The organism is Miniimonas arenae, from assembly GCF_006351005.1.
In the GTDB taxonomy this organism is placed as follows: domain Bacteria; phylum Actinomycetota; class Actinomycetes; order Actinomycetales; family Beutenbergiaceae; genus Miniimonas; species Miniimonas arenae.
The window spans coordinates 1-2736 of record NZ_VENP01000106.1 but is presented as its reverse complement, the minus strand read 5'-3'; the positions used below and the strand labels follow the sequence as shown (position 1 = coordinate 2736).

Here is a 2736-nt window from a genome sequence, read left to right as displayed (position 1 = left end):
CGGAGTTCGGGAGGACGGGTCGGTGAGCATCCGCCCGGCCGGGCGCAGGTTCGGCGGCGGGATCGTCCTGCCGGCCGACTACGTGGCCGACCACCTGGAACTCGGCTACGCGATCACCGCGCACCGCGCCCAGGGCGTGACCACCGACACCGCGCACGCGGTCGTCACCGCCACCACGACGCGGGAGAACTTCTACGTCTCCATGACCCGCGGCGCCCACAGCAATCACGCCTACGTCACCGTCGACCGAGAAGATGCCGAACACGCGGTGCCGCATCCCGGCGACAACCCGAACGTCACCGCCCGCTCGATCCTATACGGAGTGTTGCAGCACATCGGCACCGAACTGTCCGCACACGAGACGATCACCGCCGAGCAAGACCGCTGGGGCTCGATCGCCCAGCTCGCGGCCGAGTACGACACCATCGCGCAAGCCGCCCAGCACGACCGCTGGGCCACCCTCCTGCAAGCCTCCGGGCTCACGGTCGAGCAGATCGGAGACGTGCTCGCCTCCGACGCCTACGGCGCGCTGTCGGCCGAGCTGCGTCACGCCGAAGCTAATCACCACGACCTCGACGCGCTGCTCCCGCGTCTGGTCGCCGCGCGGAGCCTGGACGACGCCGACGACATCGCCTCCGTCCTCCACGCCCGCGTCGCGCGCGCCACCGCCCGGCCCGCCGGATCAGGCCGCACCCGCAAACCCCCGAGACTGATCGTCGGACTGATCCCGCACGCCGGCGGGCAGATGACAGGCGACATGCGGCAAGCACTGGACGAGCGCCGCGAGCTGATCGAGGCCCGCGCCGACGCCGTGCTGCGTGGCGCTCTCACCGATGCGGAACCGTGGACGGCCGACCTCGGCACGGCACCGAAGGGCGAGAAACAGCAGGCGGCATGGTGGCGCGCTGCCCGCACCGTCGCCGCCTACCGCGACCGCTACGGCATCAGCGACGACCGAACCCCGCTCGGCCCGACACCGGAGAGCACCAGTCAGAAGATCGACGCCATCCGCGCCCGTGCCGCCCTCAACCGCGCCCAAGCCGCCACCATCGAGGGCACGACGACCGAGCCCGCGCGACAGAGCGGCGCGGCTCGCCCCGCTCCGAGCTTGTGAAACCGGGCTAGCGCAAGCGGCCGTCAGAGACGGTGTCCGGGCGTGCCCTGTGACGGGTGTCGGTGCCCGAACTCGCGCCCGGCCTCGGGCCGGGTCACGGCCCGTCCTGGGTTCGGGTCGGCGTCGAGCAGGGCGATCACGTCGCTGGGCTGGGTGACGGTGGAGGCGAAGCCTTGCTTGATGAGTTCGTTCGGCCCCGCGCTCGTGACGCTGGTCACCGGGCCGGGCACCGCGCCGACGCCTCGGCCGAGTTCGCGGGCGGCGATGACGGTGGTCATCGACCCGGACCGGGGACTGGCCTCGGGGATCACGGTCGCACCCGAGAGCGCCGCCAGCAGGCGGTTGCGAGCCAGGAACCTGTGCCTGGTCGGCGCAGTGCCCGGCGGTAGCTCGCTGACCAGCAGGCCGACATCCCCGATCTGGTTCAACAGCTCGCTGTGCCCAGCCGGGTACGGGCGATCCAGCCCGTTCGCCAGGACCGCGATCGTCTGACCGCTCGCGGCGAGCACGCTCTTGTGCGCGGCCCCTTCGATCCCGTATGCGCCACCGGAGACGACGACCCGTTCCTCATCGGCCAGACCCGTCGCCAGTTCGCCCGCGATCTGCTCGCCGTAGGAGGTCGCGGCGCGTGAGCCGGTGATCGTGGCCCGATCGCTCAGCGGCATTGTCAGGGACGAGGCCGCGCCCCGCGTCCACAGCAGGTAGGGGGCACGCTCGCCCAAGTCGTTCAGCCCGGCGGGCCATTCCTTGTCGGCGGGGATGAGCGTGCCGAAGCCGTGCCGCTCCGCCTGCGCTACCTGATCCAGCAGGCCGGGCATGACACGCGCCGTCAGTCGTTCGCGCCACATCAGTACGTCGGCGCGGGCCAGGCCGGGCACCTCGTCGTCGGACTCGATCAGCCGCAGCGTCTCGATCCCGCCGTGACGGGCGAGGACGTACCCCGTGGTCGGGTCGTTCGGTTCGGCGATCATCGACAGCGCGATCCGCGCCATCCGCTCACCCTGCACCTGTTCCGCCAACGTCGCCATGATCGGTGTCCCTTCCGCTCCAAGGTCACCGACGAGGTACACGCCCACCTGCCGCTGGGGTTCCCACTGTCACGAGTCAGTCGTAGACTCGGTGGCGAGGCAGGTTCAGCAAACTACGCGGGTCCTTCGGGACGGCCCCTCGCGGGCACTCGGTTCATAGCCGCCTCCACGACGGACACCCGTCGCGCTATGACGACGAAAGAGGCCCGCAATGCTCCGCACATCCGTAGCGCTCAGCGCACGAGGCTACGGCGAACTCCGCTACACGCCCACCAACCTGCTGCTCAACGCCATCCGAACGAGACGTGGCCTCAAGTGGGGCATCCCGGCGATGCTCCTGGCCATGCCCTACCTCTACGCCGCTGCGATCTGCACCACGATCATCAACGACGGCGGCCCCGGCTGGCTCTACCTGCTGGTCCTGCTGTTCGTCTGGAACGCCCTCAAGTTCCTCTGGATCGGACCCGTCAGCCTCGTCCAGCTCGCACACGTCCGAGCGCAGGAAAGGAGGGCCCACAAGCAGCCGACGTAGGGGAGCATGGCGGCGACCCACGGATGTCGGAGGCCTCCGGCATCCTGGGACGTGGGCTTGGT

Annotated in this window: 2 protein-coding genes and 1 pseudogene; 2 read left to right on the top strand and 1 reads right to left on the bottom strand. The window is 70.4% G+C overall.

Going from position 1 to position 2736, the window contains the following annotated elements:
- Positions 1 to 1114, top strand: a pseudogene (locus FH969_RS14730) (MobF family relaxase); the annotation flags it as partial.
- A 23-nt stretch (positions 1115 to 1137) separates the two neighbouring features.
- Here the strand turns inward: FH969_RS14730 and dprA are convergent.
- Positions 1138 to 2184: a DNA-processing protein DprA gene (dprA, locus tag FH969_RS14725; RefSeq protein ID WP_246071999.1), complete on the bottom strand. Its 1047-nt coding sequence runs from the start codon at positions 2182 to 2184 to the stop codon at positions 1138 to 1140.
- A gap of 169 nt (positions 2185 to 2353) precedes the next feature.
- Between dprA and FH969_RS14720 the strand changes: the two genes are divergently transcribed.
- Positions 2354 to 2674 carry a sulfate permease gene (locus FH969_RS14720; protein ID WP_139987941.1) on the top strand — a complete coding sequence of 107 codons (321 nt, stop codon included), beginning with the start codon at positions 2354 to 2356 and terminating at the stop codon, positions 2672 to 2674.
- Positions 2675 to 2736 lie beyond the last annotated feature (62 nt).